This window comes from Actinomadura meyerae, assembly GCF_900188445.1.
Lineage (GTDB): Bacteria > Actinomycetota > Actinomycetes > Streptosporangiales > Streptosporangiaceae > Spirillospora > Spirillospora meyerae.
The window spans coordinates 152,297-174,555 of sequence record NZ_FZOR01000006.1 but is presented as its reverse complement, the minus strand read 5'-3'; the positions used below and the strand labels follow the sequence as shown (position 1 = coordinate 174,555).

19 protein-coding genes are annotated in these 22,259 nt (G+C 73.3%); 8 read left to right on the top strand and 11 right to left on the bottom strand.

Annotated elements, in window-relative coordinates:
- Positions 1-21 precede the first annotated feature (21 nt).
- A complete protein-coding gene (locus CHF16_RS09225; RefSeq protein ID WP_089325507.1) occupies positions 22-1,002 on the top strand; it encodes a LysR family transcriptional regulator in 981 nt (326 codons plus the stop codon).
- A gap of 2 nt (positions 1,003-1,004) precedes the next feature.
- On the opposite strand, the gene CHF16_RS09220 is transcribed toward CHF16_RS09225, so the two are convergent.
- The 6 genes from CHF16_RS09220 to CHF16_RS09195 all read right to left on the bottom strand — a co-directional run bounded on the left by CHF16_RS09220 (position 1,005) and on the right by CHF16_RS09195 (position 7,239).
- Entirely contained in the window at positions 1,005-1,451 is a 447-nt protein-coding gene (locus CHF16_RS09220) for a MarR family winged helix-turn-helix transcriptional regulator (RefSeq protein ID WP_089325506.1), read from the bottom strand.
- Positions 1,452-1,539: 88 nt separating this feature from the next.
- On the bottom strand, positions 1,540-2,283 hold the full coding sequence (locus CHF16_RS09215; RefSeq protein WP_089325505.1) for an arginase family protein: 744 nt from the start codon (positions 2,281-2,283) through the stop codon (positions 1,540-1,542).
- A gap of 95 nt (positions 2,284-2,378) precedes the next feature.
- Positions 2,379-3,131 (bottom strand): succinate dehydrogenase/fumarate reductase iron-sulfur subunit, encoded by a 753-nt coding sequence (locus tag CHF16_RS09210; RefSeq protein WP_089325504.1) that lies wholly within the window; start codon positions 3,129-3,131, stop codon positions 2,379-2,381.
- Between the two features lie 20 nt (positions 3,132-3,151).
- Positions 3,152-5,089 (bottom strand): fumarate reductase/succinate dehydrogenase flavoprotein subunit, encoded by a 1,938-nt coding sequence (locus tag CHF16_RS09205; protein ID WP_089325503.1) that lies wholly within the window; start codon positions 5,087-5,089, stop codon positions 3,152-3,154.
- 2 nt (positions 5,090-5,091) lie between these two features.
- Positions 5,092-5,781: a succinate dehydrogenase cytochrome b subunit gene (locus CHF16_RS09200; protein WP_089325598.1), complete on the bottom strand. Its 690-nt coding sequence runs from the start codon at positions 5,779-5,781 to the stop codon at positions 5,092-5,094.
- A gap of 234 nt (positions 5,782-6,015) precedes the next feature.
- On the bottom strand, positions 6,016-7,239 hold the full coding sequence (locus CHF16_RS09195) for a PP2C family protein-serine/threonine phosphatase (protein ID WP_245868305.1): 1,224 nt from the start codon (positions 7,237-7,239) through the stop codon (positions 6,016-6,018).
- Between the two features lie 312 nt (positions 7,240-7,551).
- Here CHF16_RS09195 and CHF16_RS09190 point away from each other — a divergent pair, with 312 nt between their 5' ends.
- Together CHF16_RS09190 and CHF16_RS09185 are read left to right on the top strand one after the other, a co-directional pair.
- Positions 7,552-9,297, top strand: coding sequence for an ABC transporter transmembrane domain-containing protein (locus CHF16_RS09190; RefSeq protein WP_245868304.1), 1,746 nt, complete (start codon positions 7,552-7,554; stop codon positions 9,295-9,297).
- Complete coding sequence (locus CHF16_RS09185; RefSeq protein ID WP_089325502.1) at positions 9,294-11,018, top strand: ABC transporter ATP-binding protein; 1,725 nt, start codon at positions 9,294-9,296, stop codon at positions 11,016-11,018. The genes CHF16_RS09190 and CHF16_RS09185 overlap by 4 nt, the downstream gene beginning before the upstream one ends.
- Here CHF16_RS09185 and CHF16_RS09180 read toward each other — a convergent pair.
- Positions 11,007-13,088, bottom strand: a complete 2,082-nt coding sequence (locus tag CHF16_RS09180; protein WP_089325501.1) for a S9 family peptidase — start codon at positions 13,086-13,088, stop codon at positions 11,007-11,009. The two genes, CHF16_RS09185 and CHF16_RS09180, sit on opposite strands and share 12 nt — an antisense overlap.
- A gap of 175 nt (positions 13,089-13,263) precedes the next feature.
- On the opposite strand from CHF16_RS09180, the gene CHF16_RS09175 reads away from it, so the two are divergent.
- The 3 genes from CHF16_RS09175 to CHF16_RS09165 all read left to right on the top strand — a co-directional run bounded on the left by CHF16_RS09175 (position 13,264) and on the right by CHF16_RS09165 (position 16,336).
- Entirely contained in the window at positions 13,264-14,703 is a 1,440-nt protein-coding gene (locus CHF16_RS09175) for a serine/threonine-protein kinase (protein ID WP_089325500.1), read from the top strand.
- Positions 14,704-14,854: 151 nt separating this feature from the next.
- Entirely contained in the window at positions 14,855-15,766 is a 912-nt protein-coding gene (gene mshB, locus CHF16_RS09170; protein WP_089325499.1) for an N-acetyl-1-D-myo-inositol-2-amino-2-deoxy-alpha-D-glucopyranoside deacetylase, read from the top strand.
- Between the two features lie 66 nt (positions 15,767-15,832).
- A complete protein-coding gene (locus CHF16_RS09165; protein ID WP_089325498.1) occupies positions 15,833-16,336 on the top strand; it encodes a DUF6113 family protein in 504 nt (167 codons plus the stop codon).
- Between the two features lie 26 nt (positions 16,337-16,362).
- Here the strand turns inward: CHF16_RS09165 and CHF16_RS09160 are convergent, their stop codons facing one another.
- The 4 genes from CHF16_RS09160 to rocD all read right to left on the bottom strand — a co-directional run bounded on the left by CHF16_RS09160 (position 16,363) and on the right by rocD (position 21,029).
- A complete protein-coding gene (locus tag CHF16_RS09160) occupies positions 16,363-17,979 on the bottom strand; it encodes a DHA2 family efflux MFS transporter permease subunit (protein WP_089325497.1) in 1,617 nt (538 codons plus the stop codon).
- Complete coding sequence (locus CHF16_RS09155; RefSeq protein WP_089325496.1) at positions 17,976-18,605, bottom strand: PadR family transcriptional regulator; 630 nt, start codon at positions 18,603-18,605, stop codon at positions 17,976-17,978. The genes CHF16_RS09160 and CHF16_RS09155 overlap by 4 nt, the downstream gene beginning before the upstream one ends.
- A gap of 108 nt (positions 18,606-18,713) precedes the next feature.
- Positions 18,714-19,685 carry an LCP family protein gene (locus tag CHF16_RS09150; RefSeq protein WP_089325495.1) on the bottom strand — a complete coding sequence of 324 codons (972 nt, stop codon included), beginning with the start codon at positions 19,683-19,685 and terminating at the stop codon, positions 18,714-18,716.
- Positions 19,686-19,862: 177 nt separating this feature from the next.
- The gene (gene rocD / locus CHF16_RS09145; protein ID WP_089325494.1) at positions 19,863-21,029 is read right to left on the bottom strand and encodes an ornithine--oxo-acid transaminase; all 1,167 of its coding nucleotides are present in this window, start codon (positions 21,027-21,029) and stop codon (positions 19,863-19,865) included.
- Positions 21,030-21,236: 207 nt separating this feature from the next.
- Between rocD and CHF16_RS09140 the strand changes: the two genes are divergently transcribed.
- Both CHF16_RS09140 and rraA read left to right on the top strand, forming a co-directional pair.
- Positions 21,237-21,710: an Lrp/AsnC family transcriptional regulator gene (locus CHF16_RS09140; RefSeq protein WP_089325493.1), complete on the top strand. Its 474-nt coding sequence runs from the start codon at positions 21,237-21,239 to the stop codon at positions 21,708-21,710.
- 9 nt (positions 21,711-21,719) lie between these two features.
- Entirely contained in the window at positions 21,720-22,202 is a 483-nt protein-coding gene (gene rraA / locus CHF16_RS09135; protein WP_089325492.1) for a ribonuclease E activity regulator RraA, read from the top strand.
- Positions 22,203-22,259: the final 57 nt, after the last annotated feature.

The window sequence follows — 22,259 nt, the reverse complement described above, 5'->3', positions numbered from 1 at the left end:
GCTGGCCCTACTCTGTGCAGGATGCAGTTGCAGCAGCTCGCCTACTTCGTCGCGGTCGCGGAGGTGCGCCACTTCACGCAGGCCGCGGAGATCCTGCGGGTGGCGCAGCCGTCGCTGTCCAAGCAGATCCGGGCGCTGGAGAGCGAGCTGAACGTCTCCCTGTTCCGGCGCGCGCGCGGCAACATCACCCTCACGCCGGCAGGTGAGGCGCTGCTGCCCCTGGCCAAGCGCATCCTCGCGGACGTCGACACGGCGCGCCTGGAGGTGCAGGAACTCGCCGGCCTCAGGCGGGGCCGGGTGCGGCTCGGCGCCACGCCGTCCCTGTGCGCGGGCCTGCTGGCGGACGTCCTGCGCCGCTTCCACGACATGTACCCGGGCATCCAGCTCATCGTCGAGGAGGGCGGTTCCCGCGACCTCGTCCGGGAGCTGACGCGCGGCTCCCTGGACCTGGCCCTCGTCATCCTCCCGCTCCAGGGCGACCCGCCGCTGGACACGACCCCGATCCTGCGCGAGTACCTGGTGGTGGCGTCCCCGGCGGGGCCCGGGACGCCCGCGCAGCTGCCGCGCCGCTCCTACCTGCGCATCGAGGACCTGCGGAACCGCCCGCTGGTGATGTTCCGCCCCGGGTACGACCTGCGGGAGGCGACGATCAGCGCGTGCCGGGCGGCGGGGTTCGAGCCGAAGTTCGCGGTCGAGGGCGGCGAGATGGACGCCGTGCTGCGCTTCGTCGAGGTCGGCCTCGGCGTCGCGGTGGTCCCGAGCATGGTCCTCGCCGGGCGTCCCGGCCTGCGCGGGACGCCGCTCGTCCTGGCCGACGACGAGGCGCGCCGGGGCCGGCACGGTCCGGGCCTGCTGCGCACCATCGCGCTCGCCCACCGCAAGGACGTCGAGCTCACCCATGCCGCCCGCGCCTTCCAGGAGACGCTGGAGGCGTTCCTCGCGGAGGCCGCCGAGGCGGGGACCCTTCCCGCGGGCGTCGAGAACCTGGTCGACGCCGGGTAGGGCTAGCCGGGTAGGGGCTGGTCGCGCAGCTCGTCGGCCGCTTCCTGGAAGGCCGCCGCCGCCCGCTCGAAGTAGTCGAAGAGCACCGCGCGCTGCGCCTCGTCGTAGCCGCCGATGATCTCGCCGATGCGCCGCCGGGCGGGCGCCATGGCCCGGTCGAGGCCGGCCGGTTCCCCGACCGGTTCGACGATGACCTTCCGGCGGTCGTCCGGCGCCGGGACCCGCCGCACGTACCCGGCCTGCTCCAGCCGGTCGATGAGCCGCGTGGTGGGCCCGGTCGTGAGGCCCGTGCGGGCGGACAGCTCGCCGGGCGTCATCGCCCCGCCGAGGTCGAGGATGTTCAGCGCGTACAGGTCCGTCGCGCCGAGGTCGCAGGCCCGCGCGCTGGCGTGGCCGTGCAGCATGACCGCGCTGAGGTACCGCCGGTAGGTCTCCGACGCCGTCGACATGGCTCCCCGCCTCACTCGGCTCTTCGACAGAGAAGAGGAATCTCCAAAGCAGAAACTGCTGCTTCGAAGCTACCAGAGGAGCGGGCGGTCAGGAGGTGAGGATGTCGCGCAGGATCCGGCCCCGGACGGCGTTGTCATCGCCTTCCGGCAGGTGCCAGGGGCAGGCGATGTGCAGCGCGGCCACCCGGCCGGTCGCCATGATCCGGCGGATGGACGCGAGCACCGCGCCGTCGGACGGGCCGCCGCCCACGGGGAACTTCATCCCGGGAAGGTCGTCCTTGTCGATGACGTCCAGGTCGATGTGCAGGAGCAGCGGCCCCTCGGGCAGGGCGACATCGTCCACCGGGGAGCGCCGCACCCGCGACGAAGCGAGGAACTCGGCCTCGGCCGGGTCGAGGTCGCGGGCGTCCACGAGGACGACGCGGTCCTCCGGCAGCGGGTTCAGCCCGAGCGGGCCGGCGAGCAGCTCGGTGTCGGTGCCGATGATCTGCCGCACCGGCATGCCGCCGAGGTAGCCGGAGGTGGAGCTCTCCATGGAGTGGATGTCGCCGTGCGCGTCGTACCAGACGACGGACGCGTCCACACCGGCCCGCTGCACCCCGGCGAGGACCCCCTCGGCGACCAGGCAGTCGCCGGAGACGACGGCCGGGCGGGTGCCGCCGGCGACCTGGCCCGCGACCTCGGCGGCGACCGGCTCGGACACCGCGGCGATGCGCTCCCACACGCCGCCCTCGGGAAGGTCCGGGGTCACCGTCAGCAGGTCGAACCCGTCCAGGGGGAAGGACACGTCCGGGAGCCGTTCGTCCTGGTGGTACGGAACATATGTGATCATATGGCCACATTAGAGCAATAGAACGGCCCCGCCCGGTACTCCGGGCGGGGCCGAGTTCAGGGGTGCCGGCCGCGTTCAGGGGGTGCCGGCCGCCGTCAGCGCTTCCTGCCGCCCGCGGTCGCCTTCAGGTAGTCGCCGTTGAGGCGCCCGATGACGTCCAGCGGGATCTCCTTCGGGCAGACGGCGGTGCACTCGCCGGTGTTGGTGCAGCCGCCGAAGCCCTCCTCGTCGTGGGTCTCCAGCATGGACACGACGCGGTCCCAGCGCTCCGGCTGGCCCTGCGGCATCAGCCCCAGGTGGGTGATCTTGGCGCCGAGGAACAGCGCGGCGGACCCGTTCGGGCAGGCCGCGACGCAGGCGCCGCAGCCGATGCACTCGGCGGCCTCGAACGCGCGGTCGGCGTCCGGCTTCGGCACCGGGGTCGAGTGCGCCTCGGGCGCGGTGCCGGTCGGCGCGGTGATGTAGCCGCCGGCCTGGATCACCCGGTCGAACGCCGACCGGTCGACGACCAGGTCCTTCACCACCGGGAACGCCTTGGCGCGCCACGGCTCGACGTCGATGACCTCGCCGTCCTTGAACTTGCGCATGTGGAGCTGGCACGTGGTGGTGGCCCGCTCCGGGCCGTGCGGGGTGCCGTTGATGACCAGCGAGCACATCCCGCAGATGCCCTCGCGGCAGTCGTGGTCGAACGCGACCGGCTCCTCGCCCTCGGCGATGAGCTTCTCGTTGAGGACGTCCAGCATCTCCAGGAACGAGGCGTCGGGGGAGATGTCGTCGAGCTTGTACTCGACCATCCCGCCCTTGTCCCGCGGGCCGCTCTGGCGCCAGACGCGCAGTGTGAGCTTCATGATTACCTGTCCGACCTCTGCTACTTGTACGACCGCTGCGTCGGCTTGACGTATTCGAAGTCCAGGGCCTCCTTGTGGAGGACGGGCTGCTCGCCCTCCCCGGCCCACTCCCAGGCGGCGACGTAGCCGAAGTTGTCGTCGTCGCGCTTGGCCTCGCCCTCCTCGTCCTGGCTCTCGGCGCGGAAGTGGCCGCCGCAGGACTCGGTGCGGTGCAGGGCGTCGATGACCATCAGCTCGGCCAGCTCGAAGAAGTCGGCGACGCGGCCGGCCTTCTCCAGCTGCTGGTTCAGCTCCTCGCCCCTGCCGGTGACCTTGACGCGCGTCCAGAACTCCTCGCGCAGCGCCGGGATGAGCTCCAGGGCCTTGCGCAGGCCCTGCTCCGTGCGCTCCATGCCGCAGTACTCCCACATGATGTGGCCGAGCTCGCGGTGGAAGGAGTCGACGGAGCGGTCCCCGTCGATCGACAGCAGCTTGTCGATCCGGGTCCGCACCCGCTCCTCGGCCTCGCCGACCGCCGTCTCGGCGACCGGCCCGAGCTGGTTGCGGGCGATGTAGTCGCCGATGGTGTTCGGCAGCACGAAGTACCCGTCGGCGAGGCCCTGCATCAGCGCGGACGCGCCGAGCCGGTTCGCGCCGTGGTCGGAGAAGTTCGCCTCGCCGATCACGAACAGGCCCGGGATGGTCGACTCCAGGTCGTAGTCCACCCACAGGCCGCCCATCGTGTAGTGGACGGCGGGGTAGATGCGCATCGGCGTGTCGTACGGGTTCTCGCCGGTGATGCGCTCGTACATCTGGAAGAGGTTGCCGTACTTGGCCTCGACCTTGTCGCGGCCGAGCCGCTCGATGGCGTCGGCGAAGTCGAGGTAGACGCCGAGGCCGCCGGGGCCGACGCCGCGTCCCTCGTCGCAGACGTTCTTCGCCGCGCGGGACGCGATGTCGCGCGGGACGAGGTTGCCGAACGAGGGGTAGATGCGCTCCAGGTAGTAGTCGCGCTCGTCCTCGGGGATGTCGTACGGCTTGCGCGTGTCGCCGGCCTTCTTCGGCACCCACACGCGGCCGTCGTTGCGCAGCGACTCCGACATCAGCGTCAGCTTGGACTGGTGGTCGCCGCTGACCGGGATGCACGTCGGGTGGATCTGCGTGTAGCACGGGTTGGCGAACAGGGCGCCGTGCCGGTGGGCGCGCCAGGTGGCGGTGACGTTCGAGCCCATCGCGTTCGTGGACAGGAAGTACACGTTGCCGTAGCCGCCGGACGCCAGCACGACCGCGTCCGCCGTGTAGTGCTTGATCTCGCCGTTGATCAGGTTCCGGACGACGACGCCGCGCGCCCGCCCGTCCTCCATGATCAGGTCGAGCATCTCGTGCCGCGGGTACAGCTCCACGTTGCCGGCGTCGACCTGCCGCATCAGCGCCTGGTAGGCGCCGAGGAGCAGCTGCTGGCCCGTCTGCCCGCGGGCGTAGAAGGTGCGGGAGACCTGGGTGCCGCCGAACGAGCGGTTGTCGAGCAGGCCGCCGTACTCGCGGGCGAACGGGACGCCCTGCGCGACGCACTGGTCGATGATGTTGCGGGAGATGTCGGCGAGCCGGTACACGTTCGACTCGCGGGAGCGGAAGTCGCCGCCCTTCACGGTCTCGTAGAACAGCCGGTAGACGCTGTCGCCGTCGTTGCGGTAGTTCTTCGCGGCGTTGATGCCGCCCTGCGCGGCGATCGAGTGGGCGCGGCGCGGCGAGTCCTGGAAGCAGAACTGCTGGACGTGGTAGCCGGCCTCGCCGAGCGTGGCGCCGGCGGAGCCGCCGGCCAGCCCGGTGCCGATGATGATGATCTTCTTCTTGCGCTTGTTGGCCGGGTTGACCTGCTTGGCCTCGAACTTGCGCGTCGTCCAGCGGTCCTCGATGGGGCCCTTGGGCGCCTTGGTGTCGGCGATCGGCTCGCCGGACTTGTAGAAGCTGTCGGTCATGGTCAGCTCACCCATCCGAACGTGATGGAGACGGGGACCGCGACGAAGCCGGCCGTGACCAGCGCGGCGACGGTGGCGGCGAGGCCCCGCAGGGCGTTGTGGCTGCGCGGGCTGCGCAGCCCGAGCGTCTGGAACGCGCTCCAGATGCCGTGGTTGAGGTGCAGGCCGACGAGGAGGACGGCGACGACGTACCAGACGGTGATGTACCAGCGGGACGGGTCGAAGTCGGCGACCATCCGCTCGTAGGGGGTGGCGTCGGCGCCCTGGGGGTTCACGACGAAGAAGGTCAGGTCCAGCAGGTGCCAGATGATGTAGACGGCGATGATGACGCCGCCGTACCGCATCGTGCGGACGGCGTAGCCCTGCGCGTTCGACTTCTTCTTCGACTGGTACTTCACGGGGCGCGCGTGGGCGGCGCGCTTGCCGAGCGACACCGCCGACCACATGTGCAGGACGACCGAGACGCCGAGCACGACCTCGATGAGGGTCAGGACGGTCCGGCGCGGTACCGCGGGCTCACCGATCGTGCGCAGCCAGTGCGCGTAGTGGTTGAAGTCCTCCGCGCCCATGAAGATCTTCAGGTTGCCGATCATGTGGGCGACCAGGTACAGCACGAGGATGCCGCCGGTCACCGCCATGACGGCCTTCTTGCCGACGGTCGATCGGTAGATCGCAGGTATCGCTATAGCCACGACCTGCACGTTATGTCCGGATCGGAGAATAGTTCCAAGTCATCAGCGCACTCATGGCGATAGCCGCAGGCTATGGACGCACGCTGGACGGGAGTTGTGGCCGTTCCGTGACGGTCCGTCCGGTGAGTGACCTCACAGCGGATGCGGGAACTCCCCGATCACGTGATCCACAAGACATTGACCGAGGTCAGCGGCTTGTGGTTAGGCACCTCGGGAACCTCGGACACCGTGCGGTCAGGCGCCGTCGTGCCCCCGGCGGGACAGCAGCAGCACGGCGAGGTCGTCGGTCAGGGCGTCGCCGTTGAGGTGCTCGACCTCGGTGACCAGGTCGTCGATCAGGGCGCGGCCGGTGGCGCCCTGGGCGCGCGCCTTGCGCGCGAGCCCGACCAGGCCCTCGGTGCCGAGCCGGTCCGAGCCGGTGCCGACCCGGCCCTCGATGAGGCCGTCGGTGTAGAGCATCAGGCTCCAGGAGTCGCCGAGGTCGATCTCGGTGGTCGGCCACTCGGCGCCCGGCAGCAGGCCGAGCGCCGGCCCGTGCGCGTAGTCGGGCAGCGCCGCGACCTCGCCGTCCTCGCCGAGGGTGCCGCGGAACAGCAGCGGCGCCGGGTGCCCGGCCAGGTGCATCCGCGCGGTCCGCCGGGACGGCGCGATCGTGATCATGCACAGCGTGGTGAAGATCTCCTCGCTGCGCCGCTCGTGCCCGAGGACGGTGTCCAGGGTGCCGAGCAGCTGCTCGCCGGTGTGCCCGGCGAGCACGAGCGTCCGCCACGCCATCCGGAGCTGGACGCCGAGGGCCGCCTCGTCCGGGCCGTGCCCGCACACGTCCCCGATCATCAGGTGGACGGCGCCGCCCTCGGTCTGCACGGTGTCGTAGAAGTCGCCGCCGAGCAGGGCGCGCCGCCGGCCGGGCCGGTAGCGGGTGTGGTGCCGCAGCGACGGGTCGTCGATCAGCGGGACGGGCAGCAGCCCGCGCTCCAGCCGGGCGTTCTCGCGGCCGAGGATGCGGGCCTCGACCAGCCGCCGCTCGGTCTCCTCCGAGCGCTTGCGCTCGATCGCGTAGCGGATCGCCCGGGCCAGCAGCGGCGCGTCGACCTCCTGCTTGACGAGGTAGTCCTCGGCGCCGGCGGCGACGGCCTGGACGCCGAGGTGGGCGTCGTCGAGGCCGGTCAGCACGACCACGGCGGCGGTCTCGGAGAGCGCGAGCACCTGGCGCAGCCCGTCCAGCCGGTCGATGCCGGGGGTGGACAGGTCGACGAGGATGCACTGCGTGCGGCGGGTCAGCGACCGGCGGGCCTCGGCGAGGTCGGACGCGACGGCGATGACGGCGTCCAGGCCGCTCTCGGCGAGCATCTTCTCGACCATGAGGACGTCGGAGGGGTCGGCGTCGATGAGGAGCAGGTCGGTCCTGTCCTCGGCCCCCGGTGTGAAGGGGTACGTCTGATGGCTGATTGTGCTCACAGGGCTTCCGGAAGTCGGGCTGACGGCACTGGCAACGGCCGGTGGCGCCCCGCATATTCCCGTGGGTGCGGGAGGGGCGCGGCGGGCCGCGCCGGGGCAGCGGCATCGGCCTAGCCGCCAGGGTCCCGGCTCAAGGAGCGGAGGAAGCGTCGCTCCGTACGCACCCGACCTTAGCGTGCCACCGCGTCCCGGCGCACCTCCCGCGCGCGTCCCGATCATGATTTGCGGACCGTCCGGAAGCCACCCGAGACGCGTCCGGCCAGGTGAAAAACCAGTCGAAGTCGCGGGCCCCGGCTGCATAACCTTCGTCACGTGAAGCCGCTGCCGGAGAAAAATCCTGGCACGCCCGACCACGTCCTCCGCCGAGGCAGAGCCTCCCGCGGCGCCCGGAGGGGCGCCGGCGGAGCATCCGCGCGCTACCTGCTGTGGCTGGCGCGCGCCCAGTGGCGCAGCGTCGCCGCGGGCGCGCTGCTCGGCGTGGTCTGGATGCTCAGCCAGGCCCTGATGCCCGCCGCGATCGGCCGCGCCATCGGCGACGGCGTCGCGGCGCGGGACGAGCGCGCCCTGCTGGCGTGGTCCGGCGTGCTGCTCGCCCTCGGCGTCGTGCAGGCCGCCACGGGCGGCTTCCGGCACCGGTTCGCCGTCTACAACTGGCTCGCCGCGGCCTACCGGACGGTCCAGCTCGTCACCCGGCAGTCGACCCGCCTCGGCGGGACGCTGCCGAAGCGGCTGAGCGCGGGCGAGGTGGTGAGCATCGGCCTGTCCGACGTGTCGCACATCGGCGACACCATCGACATCTTGTCCCGCGGCTCGGGCGCCGTGGTCGCGATCGTGGTGGTGGCGGGGATCCTGCTCGGCACCTCGCCGCCGCTGGGCCTGATCGTGCTGGTCGGCGTGCCGCTGATCCTGGCGATCGCGGCACCGCTGCTGCGCCCCTACCGCGACCGGGAGCTGGCGCACCGCGAGCTGGTCGGCGAGCTGAGCTCGCACGCCACCGACCTCGTCGCGGGCCTGCGGGTGCTGCGCGGCATCGGCGGCGAGTCGCTGTTCTCCGGCCGCTACCGCGCCGAGTCGCAGCGGGTGCGCGCGGCGGGGGTGGCGGTCGCGCGGGCCGAGACCCGGATGAACGCCGCCGAGGTGCTGCTGCCGGGGCTGCTGATCGCGCTGGTGACCTGGGTCGGCGCCCGGTTCGCCGCGGAGCGGGTGATCGGCGTCGGGGAGCTGGTCGCCTTCTACGGGTACGCGGTGTTCCTGATCGTCCCGCTGAAGACGCTCGGCGAGGCCGCCGGCAAGATCACCAAGGGGCTGGTGGCCGCCGGCCGGGTGACCGCGCTGCTGGAGATCGAGCCCGAGCTGCCGGCCGCCGGGACGGCCCGCCCGGCGGCGTCCGCCGAGCTGGTCGACATCGCGTCCGGGCTGGTCGTGCGGCCGGGGCGGGTGACCGCGGTCGCCGCGGCCGACCCGCGCGACGCGCAGGCCGTCGCCGACCGGCTCGGCCGCTACGCGGGCGGCGACGTCGACTTCGGCGGCATCCCGCTGCATGAGGTGGCCGACGTCCGCGAGCGGATCCTCGTGGCCGTCAACGAGGACCGGCTCTTCTCGGGGCCGCTGGCCGAGTCCCTGGCGCCGGACGCCGACGAGCCGGCGCTGATGAAGGCCGTCTACGCGGCCTGCGCCGAGGACGTGGTCGCGTCCGCCGGCCTGGACGCGCACGTCGCCGAGGCCGGACGGGAGTTCTCCGGCGGCCAGCAGCAGCGCCTCCGCCTTGCGCGGGCACTCGCCGCGGACCCTGACGTCCTCATCCTGGTGGAGCCGACCAGCGCGGTCGACGCGCACACCGAAGCACGCATCGCAGAAAGGCTCGGCCAAGCGCGCGCGGGCCGCACCACCGTGGTGTGCACGACCAGCCCGCTGATGCTGGACCGCGCCGACCACGTCGTATTCGTCCAGGACGGCCTGGTCGTGGCCGAAGGAGCACATCGCGACCTGCTGGAGGCCGAGCCGCGCTACGCGGCCACGGTCACCCGGGGAGAGACCGCGGAAAGGGCGGGAACATGAGCGCCGAGACGCTGCCGGTCGCGACGACCGCGCAGGTGCGGGCGTACGCGCGGCGGCTCGTACTGCGGCACCCCCGCGCCCTCGCCGGGGTGCTCGGCCTGCACGCGCTGGCCGCCGCGGCGGGCCTGGTCACGCCGCGGCTGCTCGGCGCGCTCGTCGAGGACGTCCGCGACGGGCACGCCGCCATCGACACCGCCGGCCTCGCCATCGCCGGGTTCGTGATCGCGCAGGGCGTGCTGATCCGGTACGCCTACCTGGCGTCGGCGAAGCTGGGCGAGCGGGTGCTGGCCGAGCTGCGGGAGGAGTTCGTCGACCGGGTGCTGGCGCTGCCGCTGTCCACCGTGGAGCGGGCCGGCACCGGCGACCTGGTCACCCGCGCGTCCCGCGACGTGGACACGCTCAGCACGTCCGTCCGGTACGCGATGCCGGAGACGCTCGTCGCGATCGTCGTCGGCTCGCTCACCTTCGGCGCGCTGCTGCTGAACGGCCCGCTCGTCGCGCTGCCCGCGCTGGTCGCCGTGCCGCTGCTGGTCGCGGTGATGCGCTGGTACCTGCCCCGCGCCCACACCGGCTACCTGCGGGAGAACGAGGCGTGGTCGCGGATCGCCGACGGGCTCACCGAGACCGTCCAGGGCGCCCGGACCGTCGAGGCGCTGGGGCTCGCCGAGCGCCGGCACCGCCGCGGCGACGACGACATCGCGAACTCCTACAAGGCGGAGCGCTACACGCTGCGGCTGCGCATGGTCCTGTTCCCGGTCGCCGAGCTGAGCTTCGTGCTGCCCGTGGTGTCGACCCTGCTCGTCGGCGGCCTCCTCTACATCCACGACATGGCGACGCTCGGGCAGGTGACCGCCGCGACCCTGTACGCGCAGCTGCTCATCGAGCCGGTGGACACCATGCTCTCCTGGCTGGACGAGCTCCAGCTCGGCGGCGCGTCGCTGGCCCGCCTGCTCGGCGTCGGCAACGTCCCGCCCGACCGCGAGCCCGGGGACGCCCGGCCCGCCGGCGACCGGCTGGCGGCCCGCCGCGTCCGCTACTACTACCGGCCGGGCAGGGACGTCCTGCACGGCGTGGACCTCGACCTGCGGCCCGGCGAGCGGCTCGCCATGGTCGGGCCGAGCGGCGCGGGCAAGTCCACCCTCGGCCGCCTCCTCGCCGGGGTGGACGGCCCGCGCGGCGGCGCCGTCACCGTCGGCGGCGTCCCGCTGGTGGAGCTGCCGCTGGACGGCCTGCGCCGCGAGGTCGCGCTGGTCACCCAGGAGCACCACGTGTTCCGCGGCACGCTCCGCGAGAACCTCCTGATGGCCCGCGAGGACGCCTCCGACGAGGAGATCCGCCGGGTCCTCGCCGCGGTCGAGTGGGACGGACCGGACCTCGGTACCGTCGTCGGCTCCGGCGGCGCGACGCTGACGCCCGCGCAGGCGCAGCAGCTCGCGCTGGCCCGGCTCGTCCTCGCCGACCCGCACACCCTCGTCCTGGACGAGGCGACGTCGCTGCTCGACCCGCGCGCCGCGCGGCGCCTGGAGCGGTCGCTCGCCGCCGTCCTGGACGGCCGGACCGTCGTGGCGATCGCGCACCGCCTCCACACCGCCCACGACGCCGACCGTGTGGCGGTGGTGGAGGACGGGCGCATCACCGAGCTGGGCGCCCACGAGGACCTGCTGGCCAGGAACGGCTCCTACGCGGCCCTGTGGGCGTCCTGGCACGGCTCAGCCGGCTAGCACCGACTTGAGGTAGTCGACCTGGAGGTGGAGGAGGTTCTCCGCGACGACCTCCTGCGGGGTCATGTGGGTGACGCCCGACAGCGGCAGGACGGTGTGCGGGCGCCCGGCGGCCAGCAGCGCCGACGAGAACCGCAGCGTGTGCGCGGCCACCACGTTGTCGTCCGCGAGCCCGTGGATGACCATCAGGGGACGCTTGAGGTCGGCGGCCCGCTCGATGAGCGAGTTCGCGGCGTAGGCCTCGGGCTCCTCGTCCGGGTGGCCGAGGTAGCGCTCGGTGTAGTGGGTGTCGTACAGCCGCCAGTCGGTGACGGGCGCGCCCGCGATGCCCACGTGGAACACGTCCGGGCGCTCCAGGACGGCGAGGCCCGCGAGCCAGCCGCCGAACGACCAGCCGCGGATGCCGACCCGGTCGAGGTCCAGCGCGGCCGGGTGCTTGCGCGCCGCCTCGATCAGCGCGGTGATCTGGTCCTCCAGGACCGGCCCGACGAAGTCGCCGTGCACGGCGCGCTCCCACGCCGGGCCGCGCGCGGGCGTGCCCCGGCCGTCCGCGATCACGACGGCGAAGCCCTGGTCGGCGAGCCACTGCGGCTCGCAGTACATGCGCTGGACGGCGAGGACGCGCTGCGCGTGCGGCCCGCCGTAGGGGTCCATCAGGACGGGCAGCCGCCCCTGGGACGGCTCCCAGCCGGTGGGCAGCAGCACGGCCGTGCGGATCTCCCGGTCGCCCGCGCGCAGCAGCTCCACCTTCGGGGTGATCACCGGGGTCTCGGCGAACGAGGCGACGGGGTGCGTTCCGGCGGGCGTGCGCACTTCGATCTCCGAGCCGGGGCGGTCGAGCCGCGAGCCCGTCACCACGGTGATCCCGCCGGAGCGGATGCCGCCGAAGACGCCGGGCCCCTCGGTCAGCCGGGTGGTCTCGCCGCCCGCCCAGGAGTAGAGGTGGACCTCGGCGGGGTCCTCCGAGGCGGTGAACAGGACCGACTCGCCGTCCACCCCGAGCACCGACCGGACCTGCAGGCCGGCCGGCGTGACCGGCTCGCCGCCGATGGTGACGCGGCGGGTGTCGGCGTCGCGGTCCTCGGTGGTCCAGACGAGGTCGCCGGAGGACGTCCGCGCGGGCAGGCCGGGGACGATCTCCGTCCACACCGGGTCGTGCTCGGTGTGCAGGAGGGTCGTCTCGCCGTTGGACGGGTCGACGCTCAGCACCCGCTGCGCGCGCTGGTCGCGCGGCTGGACGACGATCAGCAGGCCGTGCCGGTCCCAGGAGGCGGCCACGAAGTAGGGGAACATGCCGCGGTCCCAGGCGACGGCGGTGCGCCGCCCGTCCACCTTCAGCAGCACCAGGGACACCAGCGCGTTCGGCGTGCCGGCCGCCGGGTAGGCGATCTCGGACGGGGGCCGGTCGGGGTTGGCGGGGTCGGCGATGTGCCAGCGCTGCACGGGCGTCTCGTCCACCCGTGCCGCCAGCAGCGTGCCGCCGTCGGGCGCCCACCAGTGGCCGCGCATCCGGCCCATCTCCTCGGCCGCGACGAACTCGGCGAGGCCGTAGGAGACCTGGTCGGACTCGGGCTGGACGAGGGCCCGGTCGTCGGTGCCGTCCATCTCGATGACGCGCAGCGTCCGGCCCGACACGTAGGCGACGCGCCGCCCGGCCGGGTCGGGACGCGGGTCGAACACGGGTGCCCGCGCGGGCAGCTCGCGGACCAGCGCGGTGGCGATGTCGACCGCGTACAGCCGCCCCGCGAGCGTGAACACGGCCTGCCGCATGCCCTGGTCGGTGGCGTAGCCGACGATGCCGCCCGCCTGCTCGCGGGCGCGCTCGCGCCGGGCCCGCTCCTCGGCGGGCAGGTCCTCCTCGCCCGGCACGTCCAGCGCGGCCGGGTCGGCGATGCACTCCTCCTCGCCGGTCGCGGTGTCCAGCGTCCACAGGCAGGTGACCGGGTCGTCGCCCGCCCTGGTGCGCAGGAACGTCACGCGCGACTCGTCCGGCGCGATCTGGAAGGCGCGCGGGACGCCGAGGCTGAACCGGCGGGTGCGGGCGCTCTGCCGCGGATAGCTGATGCTCATGGCATCCGAGTCTGCCAGGATGCCCGGGAAGTACGGCGCACGGCGGCCTCCTGCCCTCTATGATCACGGGTCGTCGCGTGGTGGCCGGGGAATGTCCCGTGCCCGGGTCCGCGCTCGCGTAAGCTCAAAGCTTCCCCAAGCACTTTTTTCGTCGTCGCGGGCTGAGGAGTGGTCAATGCCGGAGCTGCAGCCGGGAGATCCCCGGCGGCTTGGCTCGTACGAGATCGTCGAACGGCTCGGCGAGGGCGGCCAGGGCGTCGTCTACGCCGGTGTCGACGCCTCCGGGAACCGCGCCGCGATCAAGCTGCTGCGCGCCGACCTCGCCGCGGACACGATGGCCCGCACCCGGTTCGTCCGGGAGGCGCAGGCCGCCAAGCAGGTCGCGCGGTTCTGCACCGCGCAGGTCCTGGAGGCCGACGTCGCGGGCGACCAGCCCTACATCGCCAGCGAGTACGTGCCCGGCCCCTCGCTCTACAAGCAGGTCACCGAGACCGGCCCGATCGGCGGCGCGGCGCTCGACCGGCTCGCGATCGGCACCGCGACCGCGCTGGTCGCGATCCACCAGGCCGGGATCGTGCACCGCGACTTCAAGCCGCACAACGTCATCATGGCGCCGGACGGCCCGCGGGTGATCGACTTCGGCATCGCGCGCGCCCTGGACACCGGGCAGACGAACGCGACGAAGGCGATCGGCACGCCGTCCTACATGGCGCCGGAGCAGGTGGCGGGCGCCACCCTCACCGAGGCCGTGGACGTGTGGGCGTGGGCGACGACCATGGTGTTCGCCGCGACCGGCCACCCGCCGTTCGGCGACGACACCGTGGTCGCGGTGATCAACCGGGTGATGAACGAGCCGCCGATGCTGGACGGCGTCCCGCCCGACCTGCACCGGCTGATCGCGGCGTGCCTGGTCAAGGAGCCGGAGCGGCGGCCGACCGCGCAGCAGATCATGATGGCGCTGATCGGCAGCGGGCCGGGCGGCGCCGGGCAGACCCGCATGGACGACCCCGCGCAGGCCACCACGATGCTCGCGGAGGGCTCCACGCTCGCCGCGGGCGGGCTCGGCGCGGCCGGGCTCGCCGGCGCGGGCGCCACCCACCCGGGCGGCCCGGCCGGCGGGACGCGCCGCGTCTCGCCGTCGGAGTACACCGGGAGCCTGCCGCCCGCGGGGCCGCCGCGCGGCGCCGCCCGCGCCCGGTACGACGACTGGGAGCCCGAGCGCAAGTCGAAGTGGCCGATCGTCGCGGCCGTCGCCGCGATCGCCGTGCTGGCGCTCGTCGTCGGCGTGTACGCGGCGACCCGGGGCGATGACGGCTCGCCGAACACGCCCACCACGCCGTCGGTGACCGACTCGGCGGAGGTCTCCGAGACCCCGACGTCGGAGGAGCCGGAGGAGCCGACCCCGACCCGCACCCGGACCCGCCGCACCACCCCGCCGCCGCAGACGTCCGAGCCGGTGACCGAGGAGCCGACCAGCGAGCCGCCCACGTCGGAGCCGCCGACCAGCGAGCCGCCCACCAGCGGCCCGCCGACCACCGGCGGTGGCGGCGGTGGCGGTGACGACGGCGGCACCGGTGGCGGCGGCGGTGGCGGCGGGCCGGGCTCCGACGACTGATCCCGACCCCGACCCCGACGCCCGCCCCGACGCCCGACCCCCGCGACCGACCCGGCCGGCCGGTCCCGACCGGCCCGGCCGGGACCGGCCGCACCGCGTGGGGCAGGGCGGTCATCGCCGTCGCGCCGTGCCCTGAGTAGGCTCGTTGACTATGAAGGAGCCGCGGATCCTGTTCGTCCACGCCCATCCGGACGACGAGTCCATCGGGACCGGGGCGACCATGGCCAAGTACGCCGCCGAGGGCGCCCACGTCTGTCTCGTCACCTGCACCCTGGGCGAGGAGGGCGAGGTCATCCCCGAGGAGTTGCGCCACCTGGCCTCCGACAAGGAGGACAGCCTCGGCGAGTACCGCATCGGGGAGCTCGCGGCGGCGTGCGAGGCGCTCGGCGTCCGCGACCACCGCTTCCTCGGCGGCGCGGGGCGCTGGCGCGACTCCGGCATGATGGGCGCGCCCACCAACGACGATCCGCGCTGCTTCTGGCGGGCGGACGTCGACACCGCCGCCGCCGACCTCGTCCCGGTGATCCGGGAGGTCCGGCCGCAGGTGATCGTCACCTACGACGAGCGCGGCAACTACGGGCACCCCGACCACATCCAGGCGCACCGCGTCGCGCGGCGCGCGTTCGAGCTGGCCGCCGACCCCGCGTTCACCGGGGGCGGCGAGCCGTGGCGGGCCGCCAAGTTCTACGCCTACGCCACCCCGCGCACCGTCCTCGCGCGGGCGATCGCGGTGATGCGGGAGGCGAAGCTGCCGTTCGCGCGGGTCGCCGGGCTGGACGAGCTCGGCTCCGGCGTCCCCGACGGGCAGGTCACCACGGTGGTCGACGCCCGCGCGCACCTGCCCGCCAAGCTCGCCGCGCTGCGCGCCCACCGCACCCAGATCGTGGTGGCGCCCGAGCAGGTCGGCCCGTTCTTCGCGCTGTCGAACAACCTGGGGCAGCAGGCGTTCGGCACCGAGTACTTCATCCTGCAGGCCGGGGAGCTCGGCCCGGTCGGGCCAGGCCGCCGCGAGCGCGACCTGTTCGCGGGCCTCGCGGAGCGGACCTCCGGCGACGGCGCCTGACCGCCCCGGCGCCTGACCGCCCCGGCGCCTGACCGCCGCGGGGCCCGCGGCCGGTAGCCTGGCCCCGTGCACAAGGACGATGACGAGGCGCGGGTGAGCCTCGCCAAGGACGGCCTCCCGGCGGACGGCGCGGCGGGCGCCACCGCCGCGCGGGAGCCCGGCGCGGAGGGCCCGCTGGACGCCTTCGTGTCCGGCGCCGCCTACGCCGCGCTCGCGCTGCTCGGCGCGGTGTTCGGCGTGGTCGGGTCGTTCAGCCAGGACTGGACGCTCGGCCCGGTCCCCGTCGCCGCGATCGTCCTGGTCGGGCTGGTCTTCGCGATGGCCCGGCTGGCCGGCCTCGGGATGGGCGGCCGGCTCGGCGCGACGGTCCCCGCGGTGGTGTGGGGCGTGGTGGTGTTCGTCCTCTCCATGCGCCGCGGCGAGGGCGACCTCGTCATCCCCGGCACCCTCGCCGGATACCTGTTCATCGTCGGCGGGATGCTCGCCGCGGTCGCCGGCGTCATGACGGTGCCGCCGGCCCGCCCGCCGGGCCAGTGGCTGCTCGGCGGGGCGGGCCGGGTCCGCGACTAGCGGCCCCCGGTCAGGACGCCATCGGGTCAGGACGCCATCGGGGCGGGCTCGGCGTCGAGCCGCGGCACCGCCGTGTCGCCCTTGCGGCCCTTCAGCGTGAGGCACGCGGCCGCGCTGAGCAGGATCACGGCGATCGGCAGCCACATCGCCGGCTTCATCGCGTGCACGAAGCCGTGCGAGAACACCTGGCCCGCCAGCTCGTGGACGCGGTGCGCGACGTTCGGCGGGACGCCCGGCGGGAGCTGCTGCTCCGCGCCGCTCTGGCCCGCGCCGACCTCCAGGCCGCCCTTGGCGGCGTTGGCGAACCCCTGCACGAACCCGGGGCGCACGTCGGCTGGCAGCACCGACGAGCGGGCGGACGCCTCGTCCCGCAGCGCGGAGGCGAGCTGGTTCTGCATGACGGCGCCGACCGCCGCGCTGCCGAGCACCGACCCGACCTGCCGGATGGTGTTGTTCACGCCGGACGCGGCGCCGGCGAGGCGCGGCGGGACGTTCCGGGTCGCCTCGGTGGCCATCGGCGCGAACACGCCGCCGATGCCGATGCCGGACACGACGAGCGCGGGGATGAACGCCTTCCAGTCCGTCCCGACCTCGGCGACGAGGACGATCCACATCATCCCGGCGCCGTAGAGCGTGAGGCCGCCCATCAGGATGAACTTGCCGCCGATCCGGTCGGACAGCCGACCCGCGACGGGGGCGAGGAACATCGACACCAGCGACGACGGCGCCATGACGAGCCCCGCCTTGAGGGCGCTGAAGCCCAGCACCGACTGCAGGTAGATCGTCATCGGCAGGAACATGCCGACCATGCCGACCGAGACGGCCGCGCCGACGAGGTTCAGCACGGTGAAGTTGCGGTCCCGGAACAGCGAGAACGGGACGAGCGGCTCGCCGTCCTGGCGGGACCGCTGCTGCACCACGAAGATCACGAACAGTGCGATCCCGGCGGCGATCAGCCCCCAGATGCCCGCGCTCCACTCGTGCTTCTGGCCCTCGGTGAGCGCGAACGTGAGGCAGAACAGGGACGCGGACGCCAGCAGCACGCCGACGAAGTCGAACCGGTGCCGGACGCCGGGGGTGCGGCCGGGCAGGATCGGCACCGCCATGGCGAGCACCAGGATCCCGATGGGCAGGTTCACGAAGAAGATCCAGCGCCAGTCGAGGCTGGTGACGAGCAGGCCGCCGACCGTCGGTCCGGCGATCGTGGACACCCCGGCGACCGCGCCCCACACGCCGAGCGCCGCGCCGCGCCGCTCGGCGGGGAAGACCCCGATGATGATCGACATGGTCTGCGGCATCAGCAGCGCCGCGCCGAGGCCCTGCACCGCGCGGGCGGCGATGAGCTGCGTCGGGTCCTGCGCGACGCCGCACGCCAGGCTCGCCACCGTGAAGAGCGCGACCCCGGCGATGAACAGGTTCTTCTTGCCCCACAGGTCGCCGAGGCGGCCCGCGGTGATGAGCAGCACCGCCAGCACCAGGACGTAGGCGTTGACGACCCAGAGCACCTCGTCCAGCGAGGCGTGCAGCTTGTCGGTCATGCTCGGGATCGCGATGTTCACGATCGTCAGGTCGAGCAGCGTCATGAAGAATCCGAGGGAGAGCGTCAGCAGGATCGCCCAGGGATTTCCGCGCCATTTGCTCATGGGGCCCCCTTGTCGTCGTCGCGTGGTGGTCGGGGGCGCGGGTGGCAGCGGGTCTGCACCTCGTCGTCCCTCCAGGTGAGGCGGCCGGACTCCAGGTCGGCGACCAGTGCCCGCACGAAGTCGAGCTCGCCGCGCAGCTGAGCGATCTTCCACTCGTGGTCGACGAGCTTGTACCGCTCCAACCCCTGCTTGAGGAGCGCGTCGTGCGCGGTCCGGCGCCCGGCGAGGGCGGCCTCCAGCGTGATCGACCGGCCGCGCAGCAGCCGGGTGACCTCGCTCTCCGGGAGCAGGTTGAGGAACGCCAGCCCGGTGCCGAACAGCGGGAACTCCTCGGCGGGGTGGCGCAGCAGCTCGGCGAGCCGGATCTGCGCGGCGTCCCGCCCGGCGGCGGTCACCGCGTAGATGGTGCGCTCGGGCCGCCGGCCCTCCCGGCTGGTCTCCAGCGGCTCGATCAGCCCGCACGCGGCGAGCCGCTCCACCGAGTGGTAGAGCGACCCGTGCGTGATCTTGACGGCCTGGTCGTAGGCGTGGTCGCGGATGCGCTGCTGCATCTCGTAGGGATGCATCGGGCCGTCGCAGAGCATCCGCAGCACGGTCAGCGCGAGCGGTGTCAGCGGTCGGGGCATGGGTCCGGCCTCATGGTCGATTCCGATTAGTCCAGACAGACTAATCCAAATGGATCGACTTCGTCACCTCGACGGCGAGCCGGACATGTCCGTCCAGGTCGGCGGGGGTCAGCGCACGGTGTCCACGGAGTTGGCCGCGCCGTTGCGGGCGACGTAGTCGCCGACGGTGTCGTCGCGGACGGCGGTGAACAGCGCCCGCACGCCATCATCGTCCAGGAGTACGACACTCTGGCCGTCCCGCTCGGCGGGCCTGTCGACCGGCGCGGTCAGGTACTCGACCAGGGACGACCTGAGCAGCCGGTGCGCGAGCCCGCGCAGCGTCCCGGCGGTGACCGAGTCGTCCACGGTCACCGACCCGGTCACGGCCCGGATGAACCGGTCGATCTTGATCGGGTTGCGGGTGTCGAGGGCCTTGCCGGCGAGCGCGTGCAGGAACGCCTGCTGCCGCTTGATGCGGTCGAGGTCGCCGTCCGGGAGGTTCCATCGCTGCCGGACGAAGTCGAGCGCCTCGGTGCCGTCCAGGTGCTGCGCGCCCGCCTTCCAGTGGCGCTCGTGCTTCGGGTCGTAGGTGTCCTTGGTGATGGTGACGTCCACGCCGCCGAGCGCGTCGGTCATCTTCACGAACCCGGTGAAGTCGAGCGAGGCGTAGTGGTCGACGCGGACGCCGCTGAGCCGCTCCACCGTGCGGACGAGCAGCGACGGCCCGCCGTGCGCGAACGCCGCGTTGATCTTCGTGGTGCCGTGCCCGGGGACCGGCACCCAGCCGTCCCGGGGGATCGAGATCAGCGACACCCGGTCGCCGCGCCCGGACAGGTGCACGAGCATGATCGTGTCGGCGCGAGCGCCCATCGACGGGATGTCCGCGCGCCGGTCGGAGCCGATCAGCAGCCAGTTCTCGCCGCGGCCGGTGGAGGACGGCCGCCCGGCCCCGGTGGGCAGCGCCCCGGAGACCCGCCTGACCTCCCCGTTGTAGGCCCGTTGCAGGAGGTAGAGGCCTCCGGCGAGAAGGAGCAGGACGCCCACCGCGAGCCCGCCGCAGCCGATGGCGACCCGGCGCCGGCTCGTGTTCCGCAACAGCATGCGGACCACCCTGCCGCCACGCGCGCCGCGCGCCGCGCCGCGCCGCCGGGCGGGGGAAACTCTTTGACGACTCGCGGGTTTGCATTAGCGAAGCGAGACGCCGCCGGGCGCCGTTGACCGGCGGCGTCTCGGGCCGGGGGGAGCGGGCGGGCGGAGCCGCGCCCGCGTACGGCGCCGCTAGCCCTTGAGGGCGATCTCGAGCTGGTCGAGGGCCCAGTCGAGGTCGGCGCGCTCGATCACCAGCGGCGGCGCGAGGCGGAGCGTGGTCTCGTGGGTCTCCTTGGCGAGGACGCCGAGGTCCATCAGCCGCTCGCTGACCGGGCGGGCCGGGCCGTTCAGCTCGACGCCCGCCCACAGCCCGCGCCCGCGCACCTCGCGGACGAGGTCGCCGGGCAGCCGGCCGAGCCGGTCGTGCAGGTGCGCGCCGAGCGTGCGGGAGCGCTCCTGGTACTCGCCGGTCTTCAGGATCGCGATGACCTCGCGGCCGATCGCGCAGGCGAGCGGGTTGCCGCCGAACGTCGAGCCGTGCTGGCCCGGCTTGAACACGCCGAGCACGTCGCGGTCGGCGACGACGGCGGAGACCGGCATGATGCCGCCGCCGAGGGCCTTGCCGAGGATGTAGACGTCCGGGACGACGCCCTCGTGCTCGACGGCGAACGTGGTGCCGGTGCGGCCGAGGCCGGACTGGATCTCGTCCGCGATCATCAGCGTGCCGTTCGCGGTGCACAGCTCCCGCACCGCGCGCAGGAACCCGCTCGGCGGGACGTTCACGCCGGCCTCGCCCTGGATCGGCTCGATCAGCACGCCGACGGTGTGCTCGTCCATCGCGGCCTTGAGCGCCTCGGCGTCCCCGTACGGGACGGTCCGGAAGCCGGGGGTGTAGGGGCCGTAGGAGTCGCGGGCGTCGGGGTCGGTGGAGAAGCTGATGATCGTGGTGGTGCGGCCGTGGAAGTTGCCCTCGAACGTGATGATGTTCGCCTCGCCGGCCGGGACGCCCTTGACCTCGTAGCCCCACTTGCGGGCGGTCTTCAGCGCCGTCTCGACGGCCTCGGCGCCGCTGTTCATCGGCAGCACCATGTCCTTGCCGCACAGCTCGGCCAGCTCGGCGACGAACGGGCCGAACTGGTCGTGGTCGAACGCGCGGCTGACCAGCGTGACGCGGTCGAGCTGCCGCCGGGCGGCCTCCGCGAGGCGGGGGTTGCCGTGCCCGAAGTTGACCGCGGAGTAGGCGGCCAGCATGTCGAGGTAGCGGCGGCCCTCGACATCGGTCAGCCAGGCGCCGTCGGCCTCGGCGACCACGATCGGCAGGGGGTGGTAGTTGTGCGCGCTGTGGTCCTCGGACATCGCTCGCAGCTGGTCGGTTTGCGTCACGACGCTCCTTCGCGGCTCGGCCCGGCCGGTCGGGCCGGGGCATGGCTGGACACCGGACGGGTGGTCCGGTGCCGAGGGGAGGGCCGGGCGGGGTCCGGGTGGCCGCCGGTCCACTTCCCAGCGTATGTTCGGAAATGACCGCCGACCAATGACGAAAACCGACTTCGGGGGTGTTATTTGTTGCGTCTTGACGATCTGGACCGTCGAATCGTTGCGCGGCTCCTGGAGGACGGGCGCGCCTCGTACGCGCAGATCGGGGACAAGGTCGGGCTGTCCGCCCCGGCGGTGAAGCGGCGGGTGGACCGGCTGCGCGCGGACGGCGTCATCAACGGCTTCGCGGCGGTCGTCGACCCGGCCGCGCTCGGCTGGACGACCGAGGCGTTCATCGAGATCTTCTGCACCGGCGCGACGTCCCCGGAGGAGATCTACGCCAGCGTCCGCGGCCACCCGGAGGTCGTCGCGGCGTACACGATCAGCGGGGACGCGAGCGCGCTCGTGCACGTCCGGGCGCGCGACATCCAGCATCTGGAGCAGGCCCTGGAGCGGCTGCGCCGGGAGGACAACATCACCGCGACCAAGACGGCGATCGTGCTGTCCCGGCTGATCGGCCGGCCCACCGACGCGCCGTCCGGCGGTCCGGTTACCGGGCAGTAGGCTGCCGTCATGGACTTCGCGACCGCTGACCTCATCGACGACTTCGGGGCCGAGCTGCGCAGCTGCGAGACCCAGTTCCGCCAGTACGGCGGCCGGACGGCGTTCGCCGGCCCGGTCTCGACCGTGCGCTGCCACCGCGACAACGGCCTGGTGAAGAAGCTGCTGAACACGCCGGGCGAGGGCCGGGTGCTGGTCGTGGACGGGGCGGGCTCGCTGGCGTCCGCGCTGATGGGCGACATGATCGCGGCGGCGGCGGTGGCGAACGGCTGGTCCGGCGTCGTGATCAACGGCGCGGTGCGGGACGTGGCCGCGCTGCGCGGGCTGGACCTCGGCGCGAAGGCGCTCGGCTCGAACCCGCGCAAGAGCGCCAAGGACGGCGCCGGCGAGGTGGACGTCCCGGTGTCGTTCGGCGGCGTGGAGTTCCGCCCCGGCGACTGGCTCTACAGCGACGAGGACGGCATCGTCGTCGCCGAGCGCGAACTCCCGCTCTGACCTGCGCGCATCGCGCGACATGACACGCCGTTCGCCACAAGATCGGCTAATTCGGCC

Coding starts and splice junctions, on each gene's coding strand:
- CHF16_RS09185 (WP_089325502.1), top strand. CDS start 9,294: ATGAGCGCCGAGACGCTGCCGGTCGCGACGACCGCGCAGGTGCGGGCG.
- CHF16_RS09225 (WP_089325507.1), top strand. CDS start 22: ATGCAGTTGCAGCAGCTCGCCTACTTCGTCGCGGTCGCGGAGGTGCGC.
- rraA (WP_089325492.1), top strand. CDS start 21,720: ATGGACTTCGCGACCGCTGACCTCATCGACGACTTCGGGGCCGAGCTG.
- CHF16_RS09180 (WP_089325501.1), bottom strand. CDS start 13,088: ATGAGCATCAGCTATCCGCGGCAGAGCGCCCGCACCCGCCGGTTCAGC.
- rocD (WP_089325494.1), bottom strand. CDS start 21,029: ATGTCCGAGGACCACAGCGCGCACAACTACCACCCCCTGCCGATCGTG.
- CHF16_RS09215 (WP_089325505.1), bottom strand. CDS start 2,283: ATGATCACATATGTTCCGTACCACCAGGACGAACGGCTCCCGGACGTG.
- mshB (WP_089325499.1), top strand. CDS start 14,855: ATGAAGGAGCCGCGGATCCTGTTCGTCCACGCCCATCCGGACGACGAG.
- CHF16_RS09210 (WP_089325504.1), bottom strand. CDS start 3,131: ATGAAGCTCACACTGCGCGTCTGGCGCCAGAGCGGCCCGCGGGACAAG.
- CHF16_RS09160 (WP_089325497.1), bottom strand. CDS start 17,979: ATGAGCAAATGGCGCGGAAATCCCTGGGCGATCCTGCTGACGCTCTCC.
- CHF16_RS09175 (WP_089325500.1), top strand. CDS start 13,264: ATGCCGGAGCTGCAGCCGGGAGATCCCCGGCGGCTTGGCTCGTACGAG.
- CHF16_RS09155 (WP_089325496.1), bottom strand. CDS start 18,605: ATGCCCCGACCGCTGACACCGCTCGCGCTGACCGTGCTGCGGATGCTC.
- CHF16_RS09205 (WP_089325503.1), bottom strand. CDS start 5,089: ATGACCGACAGCTTCTACAAGTCCGGCGAGCCGATCGCCGACACCAAG.
- CHF16_RS09150 (WP_089325495.1), bottom strand. CDS start 19,685: ATGCTGTTGCGGAACACGAGCCGGCGCCGGGTCGCCATCGGCTGCGGC.
- CHF16_RS09220 (WP_089325506.1), bottom strand. CDS start 1,451: ATGTCGACGGCGTCGGAGACCTACCGGCGGTACCTCAGCGCGGTCATG.